The following is a 17,298-nucleotide window of genomic DNA, read 5'->3' as shown; positions in this document are numbered from 1 at the left end:
TAGCTTGAAGCTTCTAGCGCATCTCAAATGGCGTTCCGTAGGCTATAAATTATTCATTTTATTTTTTGCAAGCATCACGATCTCCATCATGCTCATGGGGTATTTATCCTATCATAAAGCAAATGAAATTATCAGTTCCAAAGTCTCGCAAGTAGCTTGGCAAACGATTCAGCAAGCGAATAGACGGCTTGAGCTTATTATGAACGAATATGATAATAGGTCTTTATTGATATTTGGCAATAAGGAAATTCAGAAAGGCATTCTCGGTGAATATCGGGATAGCTACGATCAAAGCTATAACAACCAACAGATCGGCAAATTTTTATCCAATTTGGTAAATGTCAAAAATGATACGTTGAACATTTATATTTTGGGAGAGCGCAGTGCTTCCTACCGGTTCACGAACACGGGTTTCACAGAACTGCCGATGGTAAGCAAGGTAGAGAAAGAGCAGGATTGGTACAAGCAGATTAAAGCGGCTAACGGTCAGGTGGTCTGGTACGGTATCCGATCCCCCCTTGTTAAATCAACGATTGATCAAGACAATAAACCCGTCTTTGTGATGGGGCGCTCGCTCAAAAACTTCGATAATCTGGATCAAACGCTTGGCGTGCTCATCATGGAGTTTAATCCGGAGTTGATCCAACAATTTTTGTCCGAGGTTGATTTCCAAGCGCAAGGTACGACGTACATTGTTAATCAGAATGACACGGTTGTTGCTGATTCGGACGGCTCATTAAGTATGCGTCCAGCAGGCTTGAACCTTCCCCCGAATCCAAGCGGGTATTTAACCGACAGGGTCGAAGGCAAAGATCTCATGGTCGTTTATGATCAATTGAAAATTAATGATTGGAAGCTTGTCGGCATGGCCCCGATTCAAAATTTGGTCAGCGATTCAAGAAAAATCGCCTACTACACGGTCTATCTCGTCATTGGTTTTAGCGTCGTGGCAATCGCTTTAGCGTTTCTATTTGCCAAGCAAATGCATAAACCCGTTAGAATGCTGCTGTGGTCTATGCGCAGAGCAAGAGAAGGCGATTTCGATGTGCAAATTATGGATGAACGCAAGGATGAATTCGGCATGCTGTATCACGGTTTTAACACGATGGTGACACGCATCAAGGATTTAATTGATGAAGTGTATATTCAAAAATTGCTTAAAAAAGAAACGCAATTGAAAATGATGGCTTCGCAAATTAATGCCCACTTTTTGTATAACACATTGGATTCCATTCATTGGATCTCCCGCATTTATAAGGTCGATGAGATTAGTACGATGATTTTCGGTTTATCAAAATATCTGCGGATCAGCTTAAGTGAAGGAAATGATTTTGTAACCGTCAAAGAAAGCGTTGAACTGCTAGAAAGTTATTTATCAATTCAAAAAGTAAGGTATCAGGACAAATTTACGGTGAATATGTACACAGATTCCGCCATGCTGAGCCATAAAGTGCTGAAATTCGTTTTTCAGCCTCTTGTTGAGAATGCGATTTATCATGGTCTTGAGAATAAGCGAGGCAAAGGCCGGCTGGATATCCGTTGGAAAATGGACGGTCAGATTTTACACTTTGAGGTAGAGGACGACGGAATCGGAATTCAACCGGATAAAATGGCGGAGCTCACGGCTATGATGGCAAGTGATGAATGGGAGGGAGAGCATAATTTTGCTCTAAGAAACATTCATTCACAAATTCAGCTAACTTATGGCAAAGAATATGGTCTATCGATTCAAAGTACGCCGGGGTCAGGAACAACTGTGAAGCTCGTACTGCCACTTCGATTATGACGAAATCCGTGAACGAACAAAAATAATACACTAAAAACAAAAATCCCCACGTTTAAAGGAGACCTTGAAAGCGCCTACAATAAAGGTGAGCTCATCAGCGAGTGAGAAACTTAAAGGAGGATCAATATGAATAATAGAAAAAAACGTATCGATTGGCAAAGCAAAAAGTTGATTGCACTCCCCCTCTCAGCAGCACTGGCAATTACTCTGACAGCGGCCGGCTGCAGTTCCACGAACACCGCATCGAGCAGTCCAAGTACCAAAGGAACAGAAACAAAGAGCACAGACGCTAGCACGCCTAAAGCGGCTACAAGTTCAGGAGATCCGGTTACCATTGATTTTTGGTTTCCGTGGGGCGGAGACTATCAAAAGGATTTTAAAGCTACGGTAGTAGACGTATTTGAGAAGCAGCATCCTAACATAAAAGTGAAAATGACCTTCGTGGAGACAACAGGCCAAACACAAGCCTCTGATAAACTGCTGACGGCTATTGCCGGCGGAAATCCGCCAGACGTTGCTTTGTTCGACCGATTCTTGATCGGTTCTTGGGCGGCCAAAGGCTCGCTGACAGACTTATCGGGTTATGTGAAGAGCAGCGGAATATCTCCAGATGACTATTATAAAGGGCTATGGGCCGAAACGGTTTATAAAGACAAAGTTTATGCGTTACCATGGGGTACGGATAATCGCGGGATGTTCTACAACAAGACGTTGATGAAAGAAGCGGGGTTAGATCCGAATAAGCCGCCTACAACGATCGCAGAGTTAGATCAAATGGCGGAGAAGATTTTCAAAAAGGGCGGCAACGGGAAATATTCGCAAATCGGATTCATCCCCTGGATGAATCAAGGCTACTTATTCACGCATGCATGGAACTTTGGAGGGAAGTGGGAAGATAGCAGCCATAACTTGACGCCGAACGATCCGCAGAACGTTAAAGCGCTTGCATGGATGGCTGACTATGCGAAAAAGTATGACATCGGGAACTTGACCAGTTTCTCCGATGCCATGGGGCAAACCGGTATGAATCCATTCTGGACGGGTAAGGTTGGTTTCGAATTTGATGGCAACTGGATTTTGAATGATTTGGCGAAATACAAATTGAACTTCGATTGGGGCGTTGCCCCTATGCCTGTAGCAGATGGCGCTAAACCGACGACTTGGGCTGGCGGTTGGTCCTACGTTATTCCGAAGGGCTCCAAGCATGAGAAGGAAGCATGGGAATTCGTCAAGTTCGTCGCGCATAAGGAAGGTACGCTGCTCTACGCCAAACGTCCGAAAGCCGGAAATGATATTACGGCAATGCCGCAAGTTAATGAAGAGTTGAAGCTCTCTGAGAACCCGAACTTAAAGGTCTTCTTGGACTTAATGCCAAATGCTTACACAAGACCGGTATCCCCGGTAGGCGCCTTCTTGTGGAATGAATCCATCCGGGTGCAGGATTTGGCGATTCATGGCAAAGGCGATGCCAAAACGCTGCTTGATGAAGTGAAGAAGAATGTGGACACGGAATTAGCTAAAGTTGGTAATTAGATTCTAGAAAATAGGAGGCAGGGCATTCTGCATGGCCCTGCCTCTTTTACTTAGAAAAGGAGGGGAACGGATTGAAATTGGCTGAAACTGAAACTTCGATCAATAAATTATCAGCTTCCGCGAGTGCTGTAAAGACGAAGAAAACGCGCTTCGAAAGAAAGATTTCCTTATTCGGATTGATCTTCGCATTGCCTTGGATTATCGGTTTGCTTCTCTTTCACGCCTATCCGCTTATTATGTCAGCTTACTACAGCCTAACCACCTACAGCATTCTTGAACCCGGAGAATTCGTAGGTTTCGATAATTATGCAAATCTTTTTAAAGACCAGGTATTCTGGATCAGTATTTATAATACCTTGTACTATACGGTGATTTTCGTCCCGCTAAGCATTGCGTTTGGCGTGTGTCTGGCGCTGCTGTTGAATTTGAAAATACGCGGTCAAGGTTTTTACCGAACGTTGTTTTTCATTCCTAGCTTAGTCCCTCCAGTCGCGACGACAATCATCTGGTTGTGGCTGCTCAATCCGCAATTCGGTCTCGTGAATTTTTGGTTGGAAAAAATCGGGATATCCGGCCCGCCGTGGATCGGAAGTGAGGCCTGGTCCAAGCCGTCCTTAATTCTCATGAGCTTGTGGGGCACAGGGCAAGCGGTCGTGATTTACTTGGCAGGCTTGCAAGATATTCCCCAAGATTATTACGATGCCGCCAGCGTGGATGGAGCCAGTGCTTGGCAGCGAACGAAAACGATTACGTTACCGCTTTTGACACCTGTTATCTTTTTCAATCTAATTATGGGCACCATCGGAGCTTTACAAAATTTCGTTCTCCCCTATACCCTCACAAATGGGCAGGGAACGCCGGCTAATTCCATGATGTTCTATGTCATGTATTTGTACACGAACGGTTTCGGTTATTTGAAAATGGGTTATGCTTCCGCGATGGCCTGGATTCTGTTCTTGATTGTGGTCGGTTTAACGGCGTTGATCTTCGCGTCACAGAAGCGCTGGGTCCACTATCAAGGAAAAGAATAGGGAGGAGAGATCATTATGGGAAGCACAGAACTTGGAACGGTTCGAAAAATATTTTCACATCTCTTGTTAATTCTCGTTGGCGCCTTTTTCCTTTCGCCATTTCTATGGATGGTGTCTACTTCACTCAAAGCAAATGACGAATTGTTCATATGGCCTCCAGTATGGATTCCACATGTCATGGAGTGGAGCAACTATCCTGCAGCATTAGATTATATTCCTTTTTTCAAATACTTGAAGAACACGCTTACAATTGCAGGTCTAGCAACATTCGCGGTGCTGTTATCCTGCCCGCTTGTTGCGTATAGCTTGGCTAGAATTCCTTGGAGGGGGGCGAAGCCGCTTTTTGCCGTGACGCTTATCGTGATGATGCTGCCTTATCAGGTCACGATGATTCCCATTTTTATCGCCTTCAAAAATTTCGGCTGGGTCGGGACTAGCATCCCGCTTTGGCTTCCCGCTTTTTTCGGAGCACCGTTCTTCATTTTCTTGCTGCGCCAATTCTTTATGGGTTTGCCCAAAGAACTGGAAGATGCTGCGCGCATTGACGGCGCTTCAGAACTCCGCATTTATTGGCAAATCATTCTTCCATTGTGCCGTCCTGCTTTGCTGACAATTGCATTGTTCCAGTTCATGGGCAGCTGGACGGATTACCAGGGGCCGCTCATTTATTTGTCCGACGATAGCCAGTACACGTTGATGCTCGGGATGCAGTCGTTCAAATCGCAGCACGGCGCCGAGTGGCAGATGATGATGGCTACGCTGGTTATGATTACGCTGCCTATTATTTTGCTTTACTTTTTTGTGCAAAGGGCATTTATTCGAGGCATTACTTTCTCAGGTATTAAATAGGAGGCTGCAACCCAATGAGCACAATTCGTATTGGTATGATTGGAACGGGAGGAATCTCCCAAGTTCATGGCCGTCAACTGCTGGAATTAGAGGAAGCAGACATTGTAGCGCTTTGTGATACGAGCACGGAGAACCGAGAAAAGTTTGCAGCCAAGTTTGCGCTTGAAGGTGTAAAGCATTATACAGACTATAAAGTGATGCTGGATGAGATCGAATTGGATGCTGTCGTGATCTGCTCACCGCATACGCTGCATTTCCAGCAAGCGACCGATGCGCTGAGCAGAGGGCTGCATGTCCTCATTGAGAAGCCTATGACTTGTTCATCTGAGGAAGCGGAGCTCTTGATTGCAACAGCAGAGAAGGCTGGGAAAGTCATGCAGGTCTCCTACCAACGGCATTTCCAGCCGGAATTCCTGTTCATTCGTGAAGCAATTGCAAAAGGTGAGATAGGGAAGCTGACGTCGATTACGGCATCTTTGTATCAGGAATGGAAACAGTTCACGACTGGCTTGTGGAGACAAGTTCCTGAGCTGTCTGGTGGCGGTATGCTGATGGATTCCGGCAGTCACATCGTCGATGTGCTCCTATGGACGACGGGGCTTACACCGGCTGAAGTGAAGACGAACCTGCACACTCAAGGAGCACCTGTGGAGATCGATTCTTTTACCTCCATCCGGTTCGAGGAAGGTGCTGTGGCTGGGCTAAACATTATCGGTTTTGCGCCATGCTGGCATGAAACCTATGTGTTTTGCGGAGAAGACGGAGGCATTTTTTACGATAATGGTAAAATTACGATTCAGCGATTTGGTGAAAAGCCGGTTGTTCCTGAACTGCCTAAACAAACGACGAATCAGGATAAAAGCTTTATCGACGCCATTCTAGGGAGGCATGAGGTTAAGGTGCCAGGCACATTTGCGCTGAAAGTCGTTAAGTTTACGGAGATGATTTATCAAGCAGGTGGCTATAAACCTTATTAAGGCTAAGTTGGCATAAGGAGAGTAATGTTATGAAATTACAAATAGGAATGCGTATCCCGCCTAGAATCGGCGCTGAAGGCTTGGAGTTAACGGCAGCATGGGCCGTTCAAGCAGGTTTGGATGTCCTTGATGTGCCTCATTTAAATCCTGAAGTCAAACAAATATGTGACGCAGCGGGAATCGGCATTGGCTCCGTAGATGCGGTGCAAATGGGTGGAACACTTCTAAGCAAAGAGGATGCTCGCAGAGATAATGCGGCCGAAGCCGTCAAGAAGCAGATAACGGAAGTGGCTGCGCTAGGTGCGAAGGTCATGTTCATGTGTCTCGTGCCGGAAGATCATTCGCAATCGCGTCAGGAGAGCTTCGCCATATGGAAGGATACATTTCCGGAGATTGTGGGCCATGCAGAACGCGAAGGCGTCTACATCGCCATTGAGGGTTGGCCAGGGCCTGCCCCTCATTATCCGACGATCGGTTGTACGCCGGAAATGTGGCGCGCGATGTTTGAAGCTCTCCCGTCCAAGCATTTTGGCTTGAATTATGATCCGTCTCATATGGTGCGGCTGGGTATCGATTATTTGCGCGCATTGACAGAGTTCGGTGAAAGAATCAACCATTGCCATGGCAAAGATACCGAGATTTTGCAAGATGAGTTGTATGAATGCGGCATCTTGCCGGCAACTTTTGGTGCAAAATATGGCTTCTCGGAAGGCTCTTGGCGGTACACGATACCAGGTCAAGGGGATGTTGAGTGGAGCAAGGTTGCTGTGAGATTAGACCGACTCGGCTACAAGGGCGCGATTTCCATTGAACTGGAGGATCACCGATTCTGGGGCACACTGGAGAAGGAACGGGAAGGTATCGTGAAAGCGGCGGCGTATTTAAGGAATTATTTTTAATGAAGGATTCAAAAACCTTATCTATTCAGCATATTGCTGTGTAGATAAGGTTTTTTGACTAGGAAAATATATCCAAGGTGTGGCGAATATGATAAGATAATGTCGAATTCGTGTCCTGCGAAATTAGATGTATATTTGCAAGGGGGAGCCCAATGCACGCACGTAACTGGAGTCAAGCAGCCAAACATCCGTCACAAGGAGGGAATTCAAGAAGACCAAGTACACAGCAGAATGTGTTGAATCATCCTTATTCGTCCCTCTTACAATTACAACGAACGATCGGCAATAAGGCTGTTCAGCAGATGTTAGTCGGAACGCCGCTGATACAAGCTATGAGATGGCCAGCTACTAAGCAGCAACCCAAACTAATCAGCCAAATCAATGAACATTGGAGCGACTTGGATAAAGGGGATGTTAAGGAATTCTATGAATGGTGTACCTCGGATAAACAATTTGAGATTATTCCCCAAGAACTTAGCCACTCGGAATGGAAAACGCTAAAGGATAAATGCACAGGGGCACAGATGGATGAACAAGGTTTCTCAGGTGATCCTAGTAAGGGGAATGTAAGGTCTATTTTTACCTACCTTACAGCGAAGAAAGTGGTTCCCTTCAAAAGTTATGACAGGGGAACTTATGTGGAAACGAACGAACTGTTAGCTAATGATATCGCAAGCAAGCAAACTCAAGGAACCTTCAACCTTGATCGTATTATTGAATTGGATAAATCATTTGCTTTTGATCTCGTAGAGGCGGACAAGGAACGGCATGCTGCGTTATGGGAGAAAGAGAACAATGCAGACCTCGAAAGAGAAAAATCGGTGACCTTGAGCCAAAGAATCAAAGCGGCCAAAGAGAAGATACAGGTCGCACTAACATCTTTGGTTCATGCCCATGAGATTAGGATCGCTGAGGAGAAAGAAACGGCCAAAAAGAAAGCGAAGATCGACGGTGCTATCTTAGCGGCAGAGCAGTCGTATGCAATTACCGGCAGTAGTCAATTGACACAAGCGATATGGGCCAGCACGAAAGCAAATGCCGGGGCAACAGGTTATTTGGAGATTGGCGGATCATATTCGGCCCAGGAATTGCAGACCGCGCATGATGAATGGCGTGATTTTGGCATTGCATATAACAGCTCGGTCGGCAAAGTCGATTTTCTGGATAATATCCATAGTCCGGGGAATGGGACGGCACAGGATAAAACAGGCCATGCCAATTACGAGAGCCGCTCCTGCTCCAGCCAAGTAGATTTCATCTCGACGTGGGGTGGAAGCCGTACGGTTATGCACGTGGGTTTACGGGGCACTGAGAAGTAAGATGATGCTGAAAAAAAGCATTAGCGAACCGCGCTTAGCGCGGTTTTTTCGATAAAACGTTACTTCTCTATTACTTGTATGATACAATGAGTTTAGAATTTGACAGAAGATGGCATGCTACATACAACAAACATGTGTTGAGGTGAAAGGATTTGAATGACAAAGTTGTGCTGCCGGTTTGGACGGTCGGCTTATTTATCGTTATCATGAATACGACGATGTTTAATGTTTCTATCCCCAGTATTATTGGTGATCTCCAAATATCTGCGGATCTCGGGGCGTGGGTCATCTCTAGCTATTCCATCGGATATGCGTTATCCACGGTTATTTACAGCAGGTTAACGGACATTGTGCCGTTAAGAAAGTTGCTGACAATAGGGCTGCTTGTGCTTGGCCTCTCTTCCGTATACGGGATCTTTGCACACAGTTTTGGTGCTTTACTAACTGCTCGCATCCTTCAATCCGCAGGTGCCGGCGTCATGGCTGGACTAGGTTTGGTGCTGGCGAGCCGATACGTGCCCATGGAAAGACGCGGCTCTGCCATCGCCATGATTTCAGCTGGAAGTGCTATGGCATTTGGATTAGGCCCGATTGTCGGAGGGCTTATCAGTGAATATTTTGGCTGGAACGGGTTGTTTGCGATCACTTGCCTCGTCTTGGTCATCCTGCCAGTATTGCTTCGTTTGCTTCCGAAAGAGGACCCTCAGCCTTTCCGCTTCGATCTCATCGGAGCCATCTTAACGGTTATCAATGCTGCTACCATCCTATTAGCAGTAACGCAATTATCTATGATTTGGATTTTGGTCAGCGTTGTATCCTTCTTGCTGCATGCGTGGCATTTGAGGCGGGGGAAAGAAACGTTCATCAACCCGGATTTATTGAGGAATCCTGATTTTCGCAAATTGGTCGTCATTGGGTTTTGTGTGTTAGTTTTAAATCTCGGAAATCTGTTTCTGATGCCGCTAGTACTGGCAAACCTGTTTCATCGCTCAGCGATGGAAATCGGCTTGACGATTGCGCCAGGCGCCATCTTGTCGGCATTCTTGACTCGTTTCGTCGGTCGCTGGATTGACACCTATGGGAATCTGCGTTTTCTGCTGATCGGGCACATCGTGCTTTCTATGGTTATGCTTCTTTTTTACGCTGTCGTAGGGACTTCTTCCATCGTTGTGCTTGTCGGGTATATTTGCTTTTCGCCCGCATTCTCAGCAACGCTGTCCTCTCTAAACAACGAGACTTCGCGCATTCTACCGAAAACGCTCATCGGTTCAGGCATGGGACTGATGCAGTTGATCCAGTTCTGCGGCGGATCGATTTCCGTTGCTGTGTGCGGCATTTTGCTTGAGGTTCAAACTCATACGAGCCTTGCTCTGTCCTATCAGCATGTGTATGGTTTATTGCTGCTAATTGGATTGGTCTCAATCGGGATGTTATTGTGGTACCAGTCTTCGGGAAAAAGAGTACGACAGGCTGAAAATTGATGGTTGCATAAATCAATGACTTGTAAAAAAAGTGAAGGTCAGCTATTATGGATATTGCAGGTCCATAAAGATGTTGACCGAATTTTAATCGCTGGAAGGTGTTACTCATGCAATTCTCCAAAAGCACTGGCCACGCTCTTCACGCCATCCTTCATTTAGCTCGCGCTGAAAGAGGCCAGCATGTAGGCATTAAGGAATTAGCTGCGCTTCTGGGAGTCTCCGAGAGCTATCTGTCCAAGATCATGTCGAAGCTGCGGCAAGATGGCATCGTACGTGCAATGACAGGTGCAAGTGGAGGTTACGAGCTGGCTAAATCAGCCGAACTGATTACATTTCTTGATGTCATTCAGGTTGTGGAAGGCCGCCAGAAGATGTATGAATGCTTCAATCTGGATTCACAGCAGCATCAATTATTTTTTGAATCAGAAGCTCAGGATTCACAGCAGCATTCCGGTCATCATGAAGGCAACGGCTGTTTGGTTAAAAAAGTGATGGACGGCGCTGAACAGCAAATGGTTCATTATTTACAGCAGCACACGATTCAAGGTGTACTTGATTCAGCGGCAACTACAAGTACAAAGTAAGCCGTAAACGAGGAGCTATTAGCTTCTTCTAGCTATATTATGGACATTAGAGATCCAGGAGGATGATGAAGATGGAACAACTTATGGATGTAGGGATTATTGGCGGCGGACCGGCAGGATTGAACGCAGCGCTTGTGCTTGGGAGGGCCAGAAAAAGCGTCGTGATCATCGACGAAGGACGGCCTCGAAATCGAGTAACAGGGCACACGCATGGTTTTCTCACGCGGGATGGCATTACCCCGGCGGAATTTCGGCGGATAGCGAGAGAAGAGATTCAAACGTATCCAACCGTTCAGTTTGCTGATGAGACTGTGGCAACGATAACAGGCGAGGACGGTGACTTTCAGATCACGACCGCACAAGGCAGAACGTATCGGGCGAAAAAATTGCTGTTCGCGGTAGGCATGAAAGACCTTCCGGTCGATATTGAGGGGTTGGCTGAAGTGTATGGCAAAAGCGCATTCGTTTGTCCCTACTGCGACGGATGGGAGCTGAGAGACCAACCGCTTGTCGTCATTACAAAAGGCGCGAAAGCGATGCATATGGCCAAATTGCTGGCCGGGTGGACCTCGGACTATGTTATTTGCACAAATGGACCCGATGAGTTAACGGATGAACAACGCGCAGAACTCAAACAGCATCATGTATCCGTATATGATTCACCGATCCTGCGTATTGAATCAGACAATGGCATGGTGCAGCAGGTGCTACTGGAAGACGGCACGAGTGTTCCTTGCACGGGTATATTCTTCGCACCGAAGCTGGCTGCCGGATCTGATCTCCCGCCAACCTTGGGTTGCCAGATGACGGAAGCAGGGGCTATTGTCGTAGATGCTTTCGGAAAAACGAACGTTCCGGGTATTTATGGTGCTGGTGACGCCTCTACAGAAATGTATCAAGCGATTGCAGCCGCCTCTTCAGGTGCTTTAACGGGCGCTGGAATTAATAATGAGCTGCTTATAGAAGCATGGGATCGTCAGGGCTAGATGAAAGCTGAGAGTAAACTTTAGCAAATTCGTCTTCTTATTATCATGCAATAAATGATAATGCAGTATGGGTTGTAAAAAAAACCAGCTTCTCGTCAATTTCACGAGGAGCTGGTTTTTATTTTTGCAAGACATAAATCAGAAAGTTAATGCTAGTGTGCGAGCTTCTTGAACGGCCTTTTCTTTAATGGCTTGAGCTTGATCCGCAGCAGCGGCCATGCCTTCTACAAAAATAGCGTCAAAGCTTGGCACGCCTAAAAATTTCATGATGGTGTCTAAGTGGCGATGGCTCATTTCGAAATCAGCGTAAGCTGATCCAGGAGAGAGGACGCTGCCGCTAGCTTGAATATGAAGGGCTTTTTTATCGGTTAATTGCCCAACAGGACCTACACCAGCTACGTACTTGAAGGTTTTGCCTGCGACACAGATCGCGTCGATATAATCTTTGAGCACTGGTGGATAGGAGAAATTCCACACCGGATTGACAAATACATACTTGTCAGCTGCAACGAATTGATCAACAAGCTCGGATAGACGGCTAACTTTCTTTTGCTCGGAAGCAGTTAATTGATCAAATGCAGTGCCAGTACCTAATTTTCCCCAAGCCGTGAGTACTTCGGCGTCAATACGAGGGATGTCCATTTGAAAGAGGTCAAGATAAATAACTTCATCATTCGGGTTAGCCTCGCGGTAAGCTTGAATAAATTGGTTCCCGACAGTTGTGCTATAAGATGCTTCACCTTGCATAGGGTGAGCAGAGATATAAAGTACAGTTGACATTATAATTTCCTTCTTTCTATGAATATTGAATAGTAACTTATTCTCATTGACTAACATTTAGTATGTTACTACAAAAATGTAGTCTATGTCCATTTACATATAGTGGTAGAACATGCAAACACAAAAAAGGTTGCCCAGCAGGGCACTGTCATTAAGTTAAGGCCCAGGGTTACTAATCAAGAAAAAGAGCAGGTTCACGAATTTACGCAATCGCATACGGATATCAAAGACTACCGCGGGTATCGGTTGCTTGCGGTCAACGGCTCAGATTTACATATCGCAGCGGAACCCACGGATAAAGACACCTATTTTCAAAGACAACCGAACACAAAAGGCTGCAATCTTTTGCATTTGAACGAAGCCTATGAGCTCGATTCGACCAGGACAGCAGAATGCGCGCTAAATCCGTTATAAATCAGCTGTTATAAACGGCATAGGGCCTACCCCATGCCGTTTCAGAATCCACTTCTATTTCCAGTCCTAACTCTAAACGTAACTTCATGACATTGGGCTGCGGCCAGGTCTTTTTGTTAGTTTGTATGTTGTCCCATATATTGAAAAGTGCCTTTTGGATAAGTCGTCCATTGAAAAGGATGATAGAAGCTGACGCCGCCGAGCATACCTGTTTTGCGAACGAGTGTACCGCCAGCTGATAAAAAGGGTTTATCCATAGACGCGGTCGGATCGCCGAGGACATCAACGATTTTGTTAGTTGAATCCCTGATCGTATAAGCTGTTACGCTGGATTTCGTTGGATCGTATGCATTGAATTCTTCGTTATAATACCAAATTGGCATAACGTCCATTGCATCGTAAAAGATGTTGTTAATCGCAATGTGAAGCATATTTCTATCATAATCTGATCTAAGGTCATACTGCTTAACAGACTGCGTAGTATTTGTTGCTTTTACGTATTTATTCAACCAAACAGAGTAACCCCCATACCCGCTTCCAGCAGTAGGAACGGCAATCTGAAAGGCAATGCGGCCATCGCCAGCATCCACGAAATCAGTGAAGAAAGGGGCAACATTGAACTCCACTGTTCTAAACGCCCAATCAGTCGGGGAGCTAATCGCAGGGTTAATCCGACCAATGCTATCTTGAAATGCACCGGCATCTACAGTTACATAATATTCGGTTTTATCGACAAGCGGGACGTGTTTGATGGTGACTGTGTTTCCATTAACAGTAACTTTAGAGGCATTCCCTGCATCGATTGTTTCGATTAGCCCGTTATCGGTTTTCTTATAAATCTTGATGGTTTTGCCTCCGACAGCTGTAACCGCTGCTTCAAGCGTCAAGGTCAAATCTCCGTTAGGATCGGCTTCCGTCGAATTCGTTGCAGGCGAAAGCATAGGCGCCGCCATATTGCTAATCGTTTTAAAAGCCCAAGTGCTGTTCGTTTGAATGCCTGCGAAAGGGTTTGAATCTGAATCTATAAATGCGCCTTCTTCAATGGTAACGTAGTAATCCGTATTTACGCTTAAGTCTGCGTGTTGAACAGTTACGGTCATTCCGCTAATGGTAACTTTCGAAGAGTCGCCTGCATTAATGGTTTCAGCAATCGTGTTATCGCTCTTTTTGAGGATAGCTATGTTCTTGCCTGCGACGGCAGTAACTGCTTTGCTGAACGCCATCGTCAAATTGTCCGATTTGCCAATACCCGTTTGACCGTTTATTGGGCTCACTGAGCTGATTTCGGGCTCAACAATAGCAGTAATCGTCATTTCTTGCGATTTGATGTCTCTGCCTGAAACAAGAGCATTCCCTTTAATCGTCACTCCAAAGTTTGTAATGTCGGTATCAAAGTCGGTTCCGTCATAATCCAAGCTCAGATAAGCCTCGTTCTCACCTACCCAGTCAGCGCTAAGAACTGACAGCCCTGCGGGAGCGTTATGCAACGTAATGTCGGTACTCGATAAAGGAGAGATCGTTTGATCTTTGAATGTATCTCCAGAGATAACCAGGTCAAGGATGGCACCGCCTGTTGATCTCATGACATTTTCTTTAAAGTCTTCATAATTTGTGACACTAAATGTACGTGAGTCCGGTGACCAGAAGCTCCAATTGAGCGAGCCGTCTAGTCCTGTGAATTTATTTCCTGACAGATCGGCTATAGCATTTGGATCAATAGAAATGTAATAGTTCGTGAAATCGCCAAGTCCAGGGTTTTTTATCGTGATTGTTTTTCCGGAAATGGTGATATAGTTCATATCTGTACTTACATAGCTTGCGATTGGTGTGCTTGTATCAGTTGATTTGAACAGTTTAATATTTCCTGTGTCTGCTTGTATGTTTTCGTTAAAAGTTATGGTGAAGTCGTCTGATTTACTAACTTCTGTTGCATGATTCGCTGGGAGTGAAGCAGACACAACAGGAGGGGTCGTATCCGGCGTTGTGAAGCTCCAATTCGACGAACCTGACATGCCAGCAAATGCGTTATCTGATAAGTCGGCAAAAGCGCCGTTTTCAATGTCAATATAGTAGCCTGTTTCATCCGCAAGCCCTGGGTTCACGAACGTGACTTGGGCACCGCTTATGGTTACTTTGGCTGTATCACTCGAAGCATATTTCGCAACTTCGGAGTTATCACTTAATTTGCGGATTGTTACATATTTGCCATTACCTGCTTTCACGGCTTCGTCAAAAGTAACGGATATTGCCGAGTTTGGATCAACATGAATGGCCAGATTAGCCGGTGTGACTGTTGTTGCTGTCGGCGGCGTCACATCCGGCGTTGCAAAGTGCCAGGCTGATGTTTCATCCAAGCCAGCAAACCGATTCTCAGCTTCATCCTTGAAGGCGCCTGTTTCTATTGTGATGTAATAGCTAACGTTTTCTTCAAGATCTAGATCTTTTAAAGTCACAATGTTGCTGGAAATGCTGACATGTGAAGCATCATTTGTTTGGACTACTTGGAAGATTTGCTGGTCGGCAGCCTTCCAAATTTTAATTTCTTTATTGCTTTCAAGCGTGATAGGCTCGCTAAACGTCATTGTTAGATCGGCATCCGCAGTCGCCGTTTTACCGTTCGCAACAGGGCTAGTTGCCGTCAACGTTGGCGCAATCGTATCCAATGTGGTGAACGCCCAAGTGGGTACGTCTGCGCTTTTTAAAACATTACCCACGCTGTCTTTGAAGGACCCATCTGGAACTTCGATATAGAAAGAAGTATCTGTAGCTAGCCCAGGGTTTTTAATGAGGACTTCAGCTCCGGAAATCGTAACTTTTGAAGTATCATCAACGTCAATCGCCGCTACTTCATTATTCGTAGCTGCATTCTTAATCGATAGCTGCTTTCCTGTAACAGCTTGAACATTTTCATTGAAGGTAAGCTTGAAGTCGTCGCTCACCGACACATTTTTTGCTCCATTCAAAGGAGTTAAAATGCTTGTTACAGGTGATGTAATATCCGGCACATAGAACGTCCATTCCGAATCCGAAGAAACACCTTCGAAGACGTTATCGGATAAATCTGTGAAGGCTCCGCTTTCGACGAGTACATAATAATTCTCCGATTCTGGTAGATCGGCATGCTTTATCAGTACAGTTGAACCGGTAATCGTTACATGCGCAGTGTCATCTGCTGCAATCACAGCAAGGGGTTGAGTATTTCCTGTTTTATAGATGGTGATATTTTTGCCGGAAGCCGCTTTGACTGCTTCATTGAAAGTGATTTTCAAATCTGCGCTTTTCATGACATCATTCGCCTGATTAGCGGGAAGCCTCGAAGAGAGCGTAGGTGCGGTCGTATCCGGTGTTGTAAAATGCCATGTCGAGGAACCGTTGAAGCCCGCAAATGCATTATTTGCCGTATCCAATACAGCGGTTGAATCTACTTCCATGTAGTATTCTGTGACATCTGCAAGACCGGGATTCTTCAACGTAACTTTATCCCCGTTAAACGTAACAGTCGTTGTATCACTAGCTAGGTAGCTTGAAACAACCGAGTTATCCGATTTTTTACGAAGGTGAATGGAACCGGCGCCTGCTTTTACAGCTTCATTGAAGTCCAGAATGAAATCCGACGTCATAGCAGATTTGCTCATGCTACCCAATGGTTGAAGGGATTCATCCAGAACAGGCGGTGTTGTATCCGGAACCGGAGTGGTCGTATTAAACAAAGTTGGCTGACCGGTTAGGGTGCCAGATTGTGCTTTAGGCGTTATTTCAACAAAAAGGAACTGTCCGACATCATCTGCTCCGATAGTGTATTGATTCGCGGTCGCAGAGGAGATGGCTGATTTATCCGTACCGTCTACATTCTTGCCACGATACCATTGATAGGAAAGTGAAGCCATTGCATCGCCTTCAACATCTTGGTATTGCGCATTTGCTTGCAAAGTTTCGTTGATTTTAAGCTGCCCTTGTATGGCAGCTTGAGGAACGGTCGGCGCATCATTAACCTCTTTTAAGTTCACGATGTATGTACTTGCAACTGCGCCGCTTTTACCGACGTAATTGCTAAGCAAAGCCGTCGCATCTTCTTTGGTGAGCTTGCCGTCGCGATTGATATCCAGTCGGTTAATTTCTTCGGGATCTGTGATCGGAGGCGTAGTATTGACTAGTTTGGTAATATATAACGCATCAGCAGAGGTTACATTGCCATCTCCGTTAGTATCCCCAATACGAGTCAATGAAACCTGTATCGTGTCAATGACAGAGTTACGGCCGCTTTTTTCAGCTTTCAGCGTAATGAGTGCAGTGCCTCCGCTAATGGCAGTAATAGTCAAGGATTGGCCGCTGATGGCAGCGGATGCAACGGCTGTACTTTGAGATGTGGCTGTGAGTGTCATCCCATTTTCATTTGCCCAATTTGTATGCGCACTAATATCCAGTGAGAGGGTATCTCCGGTAACGGTTGGATTTATGAGAATGGATTTGCTGTCGGTTGGAATCCAATTGATATCTTTATTGCCGACAGATGCTGCAATTGTAGCTGTATTGGCAGCGTAAGCAGGAAGTGCTGCAATGATAGGGCTAAGTGCTAAGACAGAAGTCAAAGTTAAAGAGATATGCTTTCGATGTGGAAGGGGAAGTACACGTTCCCATAAGTTTTTCTTCATGGCAGTT

At 45.6% G+C, this 17,298-nt stretch carries 12 protein-coding genes; 10 read left to right on the top strand and 2 right to left on the bottom strand.

The genetic code is table 11. From position 1 onward, the window contains the following. Positions 1–4 precede the first annotated feature (4 nt). The 10 genes from AC3WTJ_RS06140 to AC3WTJ_RS06095 all read left to right on the top strand — a co-directional run bounded on the left by AC3WTJ_RS06140 (position 5) and on the right by AC3WTJ_RS06095 (position 11,445). Entirely contained in the window at positions 5–1,786 is a 1,782-nt protein-coding gene (locus AC3WTJ_RS06140) for a cache domain-containing sensor histidine kinase (RefSeq protein WP_492521083.1), read from the top strand. A gap of 126 nt (positions 1,787–1,912) precedes the next feature. After that, positions 1,913–3,319, top strand: a complete 1,407-nt coding sequence (locus tag AC3WTJ_RS06135; RefSeq protein ID WP_492521082.1) for an ABC transporter substrate-binding protein — start codon at positions 1,913–1,915, stop codon at positions 3,317–3,319. Between the two features lie 71 nt (positions 3,320–3,390). Further along, a complete protein-coding gene (locus tag AC3WTJ_RS06130; protein ID WP_492521081.1) occupies positions 3,391–4,350 on the top strand; it encodes a carbohydrate ABC transporter permease in 960 nt (319 codons plus the stop codon). A gap of 15 nt (positions 4,351–4,365) precedes the next feature. Then, positions 4,366–5,199 (top strand): carbohydrate ABC transporter permease, encoded by an 834-nt coding sequence (locus AC3WTJ_RS06125; RefSeq protein ID WP_127454137.1) that lies wholly within the window; start codon positions 4,366–4,368, stop codon positions 5,197–5,199. Positions 5,200–5,213: 14 nt separating this feature from the next. Continuing rightward, positions 5,214–6,176, top strand: coding sequence for a Gfo/Idh/MocA family protein (locus AC3WTJ_RS06120; protein ID WP_492521080.1), 963 nt, complete (start codon positions 5,214–5,216; stop codon positions 6,174–6,176). A gap of 29 nt (positions 6,177–6,205) precedes the next feature. Continuing rightward, positions 6,206–7,075 carry a sugar phosphate isomerase/epimerase family protein gene (locus tag AC3WTJ_RS06115; RefSeq protein WP_492521079.1) on the top strand — a complete coding sequence of 290 codons (870 nt, stop codon included), beginning with the start codon at positions 6,206–6,208 and terminating at the stop codon, positions 7,073–7,075. A gap of 152 nt (positions 7,076–7,227) precedes the next feature. Continuing rightward, positions 7,228–8,394, top strand: a complete 1,167-nt coding sequence (locus tag AC3WTJ_RS06110; protein WP_492521078.1) for a hypothetical protein — start codon at positions 7,228–7,230, stop codon at positions 8,392–8,394. Between the two features lie 152 nt (positions 8,395–8,546). Continuing rightward, positions 8,547–9,875 carry an MFS transporter gene (locus AC3WTJ_RS06105; RefSeq protein WP_492521077.1) on the top strand — a complete coding sequence of 443 codons (1,329 nt, stop codon included), beginning with the start codon at positions 8,547–8,549 and terminating at the stop codon, positions 9,873–9,875. Between the two features lie 107 nt (positions 9,876–9,982). Beyond that, the gene (locus tag AC3WTJ_RS06100; protein WP_407872569.1) at positions 9,983–10,459 is read left to right on the top strand and encodes an RrF2 family transcriptional regulator; all 477 of its coding nucleotides are present in this window, start codon (positions 9,983–9,985) and stop codon (positions 10,457–10,459) included. A 71-nt stretch (positions 10,460–10,530) separates the two neighbouring features. Then, positions 10,531–11,445 carry an NAD(P)/FAD-dependent oxidoreductase gene (locus tag AC3WTJ_RS06095; RefSeq protein ID WP_492521076.1) on the top strand — a complete coding sequence of 305 codons (915 nt, stop codon included), beginning with the start codon at positions 10,531–10,533 and terminating at the stop codon, positions 11,443–11,445. A gap of 138 nt (positions 11,446–11,583) precedes the next feature. Here AC3WTJ_RS06095 and AC3WTJ_RS06090 read toward each other — a convergent pair whose 3' ends face one another. Both AC3WTJ_RS06090 and AC3WTJ_RS06085 read right to left on the bottom strand, forming a co-directional pair. Further along, positions 11,584–12,225 (bottom strand): FMN-dependent NADH-azoreductase, encoded by a 642-nt coding sequence (locus tag AC3WTJ_RS06090; RefSeq protein ID WP_492521075.1) that lies wholly within the window; start codon positions 12,223–12,225, stop codon positions 11,584–11,586. Between the two features lie 530 nt (positions 12,226–12,755). Further along, positions 12,756–17,291, bottom strand: a complete 4,536-nt coding sequence (locus AC3WTJ_RS06085) for an Ig-like domain-containing protein (protein ID WP_492521074.1) — start codon at positions 17,289–17,291, stop codon at positions 12,756–12,758. Positions 17,292–17,298: the final 7 nt, after the last annotated feature.

This window comes from Paenibacillus sp. FW101-FHT12H11 (assembly GCF_058790355.1).
This window is presented reverse-complemented; position numbering and strand designations above follow the sequence as displayed.

What these genes read in the sequence shown, in the direction of transcription:
- AC3WTJ_RS06115 (WP_492521079.1), top strand. Translation starts at nt 6,206, where the DNA reads ATGAAATTACAAATAGGAATGCGTATCCCGCCTAGAATCGGCGCTGAA.
- AC3WTJ_RS06135 (WP_492521082.1), top strand. Translation starts at nt 1,913, where the DNA reads ATGAATAATAGAAAAAAACGTATCGATTGGCAAAGCAAAAAGTTGATT.
- AC3WTJ_RS06120 (WP_492521080.1), top strand. Translation starts at nt 5,214, where the DNA reads ATGAGCACAATTCGTATTGGTATGATTGGAACGGGAGGAATCTCCCAA.
- AC3WTJ_RS06125 (WP_127454137.1), top strand. Translation starts at nt 4,366, where the DNA reads ATGGGAAGCACAGAACTTGGAACGGTTCGAAAAATATTTTCACATCTC.
- AC3WTJ_RS06110 (WP_492521078.1), top strand. Translation starts at nt 7,228, where the DNA reads ATGCACGCACGTAACTGGAGTCAAGCAGCCAAACATCCGTCACAAGGA.
- AC3WTJ_RS06085 (WP_492521074.1), bottom strand. Translation starts at nt 17,291, where the DNA reads ATGAAGAAAAACTTATGGGAACGTGTACTTCCCCTTCCACATCGAAAG.
- AC3WTJ_RS06095 (WP_492521076.1), top strand. Translation starts at nt 10,531, where the DNA reads ATGGAACAACTTATGGATGTAGGGATTATTGGCGGCGGACCGGCAGGA.
- AC3WTJ_RS06090 (WP_492521075.1), bottom strand. Translation starts at nt 12,225, where the DNA reads ATGTCAACTGTACTTTATATCTCTGCTCACCCTATGCAAGGTGAAGCA.
- AC3WTJ_RS06100 (WP_407872569.1), top strand. Translation starts at nt 9,983, where the DNA reads ATGCAATTCTCCAAAAGCACTGGCCACGCTCTTCACGCCATCCTTCAT.